The sequence below is a fragment of the Clostridium sulfidigenes genome (assembly GCF_000732635.1).
GTDB classification, from domain to species: Bacteria; Bacillota; Clostridia; order Clostridiales; family Clostridiaceae; genus Clostridium_J; species Clostridium_J sulfidigenes.
Genome location: NZ_JPMD01000057.1, coordinates 1 through 7,155, shown reverse-complemented (window position 1 = coordinate 7,155; position 7,155 = coordinate 1). Strand labels below are relative to the sequence as shown.

Genomic DNA, 7,155 nt, shown 5'->3' with positions numbered 1-7,155 from the left:
GTTGAAAGAAGTGGCGAAGTGGGAGTAATTACAATTAATTATAKGGGGAAGCAAATGAATATGAAAATCGAAAAATGTATTAAAAGTTCTTTTTCAGTAATTGGGAAAGAAGGTTCAACTAAAGAGGGAAGCGGTTTTGTAAGTAAGCTATGGAAAGATGCCAATAACCACTTTGATGAGGTTGATTTTCTAGCAAAGAAAGATGAAAAAGGAAATGTTTTAGGCGTTTGGGGATTGATGAGTGATTTTTCAAGAAACTTTCACCCTTGGGAAGAGAATTTTACAAAAGGATTATATTTAGCAGGGATAGAAGTTATGGATGATGCTGAAGCACCTGATACTTGGATAAAGTGGACAGTTCCTACATTTGAATACCTTTATATAAAAGTTGATAATGAATACGAAGCAGCCTTTTCTTATGTTTTAAATTATATGGACAATAATAATATTAAGTTAGTAGGTGCTGTATTTGAATACAATTGCCCAGAAGAAAATGGACAATTATATTTATTTTTCCCAATCAGAAGATTATAAATTTGTTAAAGTTTCAATTAAGGGAATTCTTTTTAGAAGTTCCCTTAAAAAATTTATGTAGGGAACTATTAAAATATAAAAATATGAACCTATTTAACTATAGAAATATATAACTATTAAAATAGTTGTTGTGGTCATGCGGGTTTATTAATATTGACTTGCAGCAAATGTTCAATTTCATACATCTTATTCTAATACTCAAATAAAGAATTTTAAAGCAAGAACTGCAATTTATATGTAAAATAAATACATATAATATATGTTTTAGTGTAAAATATAATTATAGTATTTGTACTAACTATAAATATAAGGATGTGGTTTTATTGAAACAAGAAAAAGCAGGAAAATTTTTATACTTTTTACCTACTATATTTACCATAATAACTATTGGTATTATATATTTAATATTTCAAGTTCTAACTATTTCTCCATATGTTCGAATTTTTATAAGTTCTATTGCATGTATTTGCAACTTTATTCTTACAACTATTCTTATTAACTTTGCTAATAAGAATATGACTAATAAAAAATATGATTTAATATCAAAATGGATATGTTTAGCTATATCTATTCTAATTTTAATTTACATTATAACAATATAATATATTAAGTGTTAACATAAAGAGGACTAACTGTCCTCTTTATTTTTTACTATAGTATCAACATTTATCTTAAACATAGCGTATAATTAACAACAGTATTATAAAGCATACAACAATTATAAATTTCATTTTATCGGCTTCTTAAAAGGGATTATAATATCAGCAATTAGTTCCACTATTATTACAGGGATATGCTATGCAATTCTAAAGCATTTAATATGGTAATAGTGGTATATAGTCTTCACTGTATAATTAAGTCCTGTTTTTATCTTAGAATTTAATTACATTAATGATGAGAAATTTCACAGTAGTTATCATATATATGAAGATATGACTAAGATATTGGTAAGTGATATTGTTAAAATTCACTTTATCGAGCTTAAGATATTAGAAAAAGACTATAATAAAATTAAGTATACATTATCTCTTTGTAAGTATTGACACAAAGGTAACTAGTTACGTATAATTATATATGTAACTAGTTACCTTTATGTTGCAATAAATAAATATTGGTGAATATAATTTTTATGGAGTGTGATGAATAGTGGATAAAAAAGAGGATAAAAAAGAGGATAAGAAAATGGAAGCTTATATATATGGAGGTATATTTGCTTTATCTAATAAATTACAACTACTAGGAGATAAATTCGATTCTAATATATCTACAAAGCAATGGTTTTTAATTGCTATTATAGCTAGCTTTAAATATGAAGCTCCAACAATTTCAATGACTGCGGAAAGAATGGGGACTTCAAGACAGAATGTTAAAAAGATGGCTAGTATATTAGAAAGAAGAGGCTTCTTAGTAATAGGCAAGGATAAAGAGGATGGTAGAATACAAAGATTAGAATTAACAAAGTACTGTACAGACTATTTTGAACAAAGAATGGAAAGTGAAGAAAAGTATATTGAAAATTTGTTTGCAGATTTTGATGAAGAAATGTTATTAGGTATATTTAAAGGAATAAAGCAATTAGAGAAAAATATTATGGTATTGGAGAAACAAAATGAAGAGGAGAGTTAAGAGAAAAATGGGGTTAATTTTAGGCATAATTTTATTATTAGTATCTATATTAGTTATTTATTTCAATGTACCTTATTCAAGATTAAAAACAAACTTTAAGGATTATTTAGTTGAAAGTGAAGAAAATATTAATGAAAATAAAAAAGCTACTAAATATACATTGGAGGATTTACCACAATCCATGCAGAATTTTTATAGCTATAGTAAGCTAGTTAATAAGGTTAGTAGTAACCATGTGAGTTTTAATTTTAAGGATGCCGATTTTGTAAATATAGAGATGAATAAAACATTGAAAATAGATTATTCAGAGCATATTTTTGGATATGTTCCAGCTAGATTTGCTTTTATAGATTCATCACTTTATGGCATACCATTTCAAGGCTTGGACTCATTTATTAATGGTGAAGGTGGGATGAAGGGAGTAGTAGCAAAAAATATTACTCTATTCAATCAACGCGGGGAAGAAATGAATAAAGCAGCTTTAGTGACCTGGCTTGCCGAAATTATATTTATGCCGTCACAGTTATTAAGTGGAGATGTAGACATAAAAGAAATAGATAAAAATACAGTGAGTGTATCAATAACATATGATAACATAAAGGCAAGTGGAATTTATAAATTCTTAGACAGTGGAGAGCTTGTTGAATTTACAACTGATGATAGAGCTCTTATCTATAATGATGGAAGATTAGAACATAGAAAATGGTCTGCGCTATATGAGGATTATAGGAGTAATGGTGATTTACTATTACCTAATAGATTAAAATCTAAGTGGCATTTTGATAATGAAGATATAATATATTTTGATGGTACTGATATAGAATATACATTCTATTAGTAGATTGGTAGTTACAGTAGATATGGTTTGAATCTATAGGTGGAAACTCTTTTTCTAAAATTATTATATGAAAATATAATATTATAAGTTTTACATTAGAGGTCCAAATATAGGGGAGAGTAGACAGACTTGTTAAACACAAAACTGTACATGCTTATTTTTTATAAAAATTTGATATAATATAAAGTAAAAAAACTCCCATGTATAATGTGATTACATAGGAGTTTTAAGTTTTAATGAGAATTCGATGAAGAAGAAACATTAATTATATTATTCACAACTGCCATCTAAATCGGGGTAATATTTAATAGACCAAGCTTCAAATTCTTTAATGATCTTAGTAATTTCTTTCCCTTTATCAGTTAGATGATATTCAACCTTAGGTGGAATTTCAGCATATATTACCTTACCTATTAATCCATCACTTTCTAATTCTTTTAAGTTTTCACTTAAAATTTTTTGGCTTATGCCTTTAACAATTCTTTGAAGCTCTAAAAATCTTTTTGGTTCATTATATAAACTACATAATAAAAGAGCCTTCCATTTACCACGTATAAAATCCATTGCAAAATCTAATAAACAAACATAAGTTTTGTTATTGAAAGAAATCATTAAATTACCTACTTTCAAATGTTTTTACATAAGATATTATACTAGAATTTTTAATGTAAATAAAGAATGTTAAATATTAATATTTAATATTTAATATCTTATTTTCCTATATAAATAAGGTATCTTAATAAATCCTACCTTTAGGTAAGTCATCTAACGTAAAAGTGCGTACTTGTTAAGTATTATAGGCATTTATATAATGAGAACATAAGTAGTGGACAAATACAAAATAAATTAAGACGAGGAGATGTAATATGAAGGTAGTTGCTTTTAATGGAAGTCCTAAAAAGGAGGGCAATACATATAAATCAATAGAGATTGTAGCAAAAGAATTAGAGAAAGAAAATATTGAGGTAGAGATTATTCACGTTGGAAATAAGATAATACGTGGATGCTTAGCTTGTGGTGGATGTAGCAGAAATAAGAATGAAAAGTGTGTCATTAATAACGATGAGGTTAATGAATGGATTGAAAAGATGAAAGAGGCTGATGGGATTATATTAGGATCTCCAGTTCATTATTCAGCTATTGCAGGAACCATGAAATCATTCTTAGACCGTGCATTCCTTGTAACATCAGTAAATGACGGTATGCTTAGACATAAAGTTGGAGCAAGTGTTGTTGCAGTTAGAAGATCAGGAGGAGTTCCGGTGTTTGATCAATTGAATAATTATATTAATTATTCAGAAATGTTAATGCCTACATCAAATTATTGGAATGTAGCTTATGGTAGAACAGAAAATGAGGTTCTTCAAGATAGCGAGGGAATGCAAATAATGAGAGTATTAGGTAAGAATATGGCCTGGCTAATGAAACTTGTTGAATTTGGGAAAGAGAATATTGAAGCACCAAAAAGAGAAGAAAAGAATTTTATGAATTTCATAAGATAAATATATTAATAAAAATAATTAAAGGGTTAGAAGGAGAAGAATTAATATGATAGATAATATGAATAGTACAATTACTTTAAACAATGGTATTGAAATGCCAAGACTAGGACTTGGGGTATTCAGAGTAGAGGATAGTTCAGAATTAATAAATGCAGTTAAAGTAGCAATAAAAAATGGATATCGAAGCATTGATGGTGCAGCTATATATGGAAATGAAGAAGCTATGGGAGAAGGAATAAGAGAAGGTATAAAGGAAGCAGGGATTTCAAGGGAAGATTTGTTTATAACTTCTAAGGTTTGGAATGCTGATTTAGGATATGAATCAACCATAGCAGCTTATGAAGCAAGCTTAAATAGATTAGGTGTGGATTACTTAGATTTATACCTTATTCATTGGCCAGTAGAAGGAAAGTATAAGGAAGCTTGGAAAGCATTAGAATATCTATATAAAGAAGGTCGCGTTAGAGCTATAGGAGTAAGTAATTTCCAAGTTCATCATCTTCAAGATTTATTAGGTGATGCTGAAATAAAACCTGTTATAAATCAAGTAGAATTACATCCCTACTTAAGTCAAAAAAAGGTTAGAGAATTTTGCAAAGAAAATGATATTCAAGTTGAAGCATGGTCGCCTTTAATGGCTGGTAATGGATTATTAGAAAATGAGATATTAAAAGAAATAGCTAAAAAATACAATAAAACAGTAGCTCAGATAGTGCTACGTTGGGATTTACAAAGTCAAGTAGTAACTATTCCTAAATCTACAAATGAGAGAAGGTTAATTGAAAATATAGATATATTTGATTTTAATCTAAGTAAGTCTGATATTGATAGGATAGATAGCTTAAATCAAGATTTAAGAGTAGGACCAGATCCAGATAATTTTGATTTTTAATTTATATTTTAATCTTTTTATTTTAGTAAATTTAATTATATAATTAAAACCTCACTTCAAATAGTTGCGGTGAGCTTTACCATAAATAAAGTAGAAGAGGTTGTGACAAAGGTATGAAAATACTTTGACACAGCCTCTTTTCTCATGAGTTTTCTTTGCTTAAACTTGAAAAACAAGAAAACTAAAGAGTCTGTAAATTCTTTTGTAAAGCGTTGACCCTAACACCACGTCATAGTGTAATATAAAAATATAGCTTGAGTATATTAACAAAAACTCATAGCCGGCTGAGTATTAGATAATATTGATAGCTGTAAAATCAAACTTTGAGGTGTAGCAATGAGAACAGTAAAACAAGTTTCGGATTTGACAGGAGTAAGTGTGCGTGCACTACATTACTATGATGAAATAGGATTATTAAAACCAAGTGAAATTACAGAGGCAGGATATAGACTTTATGATGATGAAGCTCTTAAAACTCTGCAGCAAATTTTATTTTTCAAAGAGCTTGATATACCTTTAAAAGATGTTAAAGAGATAATGTTGAGTCCATATTTTGATAAAATGCAAGCACTAAAAAATCAGAAAAAGTTGCTTATTTTAAAAAGAAAAAGATTGAATGGTTTAATAGAGCTTATAAATAAAACCTTAAAAGGAGAAAGCACAATGAATTTTAAAGAATTTGATATGAATGAATATTTTAATGTATTGGAAGAATTTAAAACAGAACACGAGGATAAGGTAATTGAAATTTATGGTAGTGTAGATAAATATAATGACCATATTGAAAAATGTAAATCTAAGGAAGATGAAATTGCTAAAATGGCTATAAATAAATATGGAAGTATTGAAAAATATGCTAAGGCTTTAAAGAAAAATCTTAACGATAGTGCTACGTTTACTTTAGCAGAACAATATGATGAGTTTAAAAGAGATTCATTGGAAGATAAGCACCCTAAATTAAAAGAACTATTTAAAAAGCTTACATCTGACTTAAGTAAAGATACTTCTTCAAAGGAGATTCAAGAAATTGCTGAAGAAATAACAGATATAGCTAAAAAAGATTATGAAATTTTCAAAATGGATAATGGGAATGATCATTGGTACTATATGGTGCAAATTTATTTGGTATATCCTAAGTGGATAGAAGAAGTGGATAAGAAATATGGAAATGGTGCATCTAAATTTATCGGAGAAGCTCTAAAAAATTATTTGGGAGATAAGCAGCCTAAATTAGAAGAACTATATAAAAAGCTTGCATCTGACTTAAGTAAAGATCCTTATTCAAAAGAGGTTCAAGAAATTGTTGAAGAAATATCAGAAGCAACTAAAAAGAGTCAAGAATTTTACAAAGTAGATGAGGGAGAGAATCATTGGGGTTATACAGCAGAGCTTTATTTATCAAATTCCACATGGATAAAAGCCATTGATAAACAATATGGAAGTGGAGCATCTGAATTTATGGGGGAAGCTTTAAAGTTTTATGCTGAAAATAGTAAGTAATGAATTAAAAACTATGAAGGATTTGCCATATAGAAAGAAGGTTACAAGCATTAACGTAGATACTCAAAAAATAAACGAGAGTGTGAAATTATTTCTGTAAATAGCTTTCTATGATAATTATTTTAAAGGCATGGAGGTCATGATGTAGCTACCATGCCTTAATTTTAATATAATAGTAAATAAATTACATGTCAAGAACACCCTTAAACCGGGTGTATTTTTTTATATATTAGCCGTAGGCTTTAAGGAAGTCTTCCTTCATA

Annotated in this window: 9 protein-coding genes; 8 read left to right on the top strand and 1 reads right to left on the bottom strand. The window is 28.2% G+C overall.

What is annotated here, in order from left to right:
• The 5 genes from IO99_RS17500 to IO99_RS17485 form a co-directional block, all read left to right on the top strand.
• On the top strand, positions 1-534 hold a 534-nt coding region (locus IO99_RS17500), incomplete at its 5' end, for a GyrI-like domain-containing protein (protein ID WP_341349109.1).
• 323 nt (positions 535-857) lie between these two features.
• Positions 858-1,136 (top strand): hypothetical protein, encoded by a 279-nt coding sequence (locus IO99_RS17495; protein ID WP_035135742.1) that lies wholly within the window; start codon positions 858-860, stop codon positions 1,134-1,136.
• 267 nt (positions 1,137-1,403) lie between these two features.
• Positions 1,404-1,577 (top strand): PD-(D/E)XK nuclease family transposase, encoded by a 174-nt coding sequence (locus IO99_RS19870; RefSeq protein ID WP_084178228.1) that lies wholly within the window; start codon positions 1,404-1,406, stop codon positions 1,575-1,577.
• 103 nt (positions 1,578-1,680) lie between these two features.
• Positions 1,681-2,160 (top strand): MarR family winged helix-turn-helix transcriptional regulator, encoded by a 480-nt coding sequence (locus IO99_RS17490; protein ID WP_084178227.1) that lies wholly within the window; start codon positions 1,681-1,683, stop codon positions 2,158-2,160.
• Positions 2,144-2,998 carry a DUF6544 family protein gene (locus IO99_RS17485; protein ID WP_051824298.1) on the top strand — a complete coding sequence of 285 codons (855 nt, stop codon included), beginning with the start codon at positions 2,144-2,146 and terminating at the stop codon, positions 2,996-2,998. Before IO99_RS17490 ends, IO99_RS17485 begins: the two co-directional genes overlap by 17 nt.
• Positions 2,999-3,268: 270 nt before the next feature.
• Here IO99_RS17485 and IO99_RS17480 read toward each other — a convergent pair whose 3' ends face one another.
• Positions 3,269-3,610: a winged helix-turn-helix transcriptional regulator gene (locus IO99_RS17480; RefSeq protein ID WP_035135739.1), complete on the bottom strand. Its 342-nt coding sequence runs from the start codon at positions 3,608-3,610 to the stop codon at positions 3,269-3,271.
• Between the two features lie 254 nt (positions 3,611-3,864).
• Between IO99_RS17480 and IO99_RS17475 the strand changes: the two genes are divergently transcribed.
• The 3 genes from IO99_RS17475 (at position 3,865) to IO99_RS17465 (ending at position 6,892) form a co-directional block, all read left to right on the top strand.
• Positions 3,865-4,500: a flavodoxin family protein gene (locus tag IO99_RS17475; protein ID WP_035135737.1), complete on the top strand. Its 636-nt coding sequence runs from the start codon at positions 3,865-3,867 to the stop codon at positions 4,498-4,500.
• 46 nt (positions 4,501-4,546) lie between these two features.
• Positions 4,547-5,392 carry an aldo/keto reductase gene (locus IO99_RS17470; protein ID WP_035135735.1) on the top strand — a complete coding sequence of 282 codons (846 nt, stop codon included), beginning with the start codon at positions 4,547-4,549 and terminating at the stop codon, positions 5,390-5,392.
• Positions 5,393-5,728: 336 nt separating this feature from the next.
• The gene (locus IO99_RS17465; protein ID WP_035135733.1) at positions 5,729-6,892 is read left to right on the top strand and encodes a MerR family transcriptional regulator; all 1,164 of its coding nucleotides are present in this window, start codon (positions 5,729-5,731) and stop codon (positions 6,890-6,892) included.
• The last annotated feature ends 263 nt before the right edge of the window (positions 6,893-7,155 follow it).

What these genes read in the sequence shown, in the direction of transcription:
- IO99_RS17465 (WP_035135733.1), top strand. Translation starts at nt 5,729, where the DNA reads ATGAGAACAGTAAAACAAGTTTCGGATTTGACAGGAGTAAGTGTGCGT.
- IO99_RS17475 (WP_035135737.1), top strand. Translation starts at nt 3,865, where the DNA reads ATGAAGGTAGTTGCTTTTAATGGAAGTCCTAAAAAGGAGGGCAATACA.
- IO99_RS17485 (WP_051824298.1), top strand. Translation starts at nt 2,144, where the DNA reads ATGAAGAGGAGAGTTAAGAGAAAAATGGGGTTAATTTTAGGCATAATT.
- IO99_RS17470 (WP_035135735.1), top strand. Translation starts at nt 4,547, where the DNA reads ATGATAGATAATATGAATAGTACAATTACTTTAAACAATGGTATTGAA.
- IO99_RS17480 (WP_035135739.1), bottom strand. Translation starts at nt 3,610, where the DNA reads ATGATTTCTTTCAATAACAAAACTTATGTTTGTTTATTAGATTTTGCA.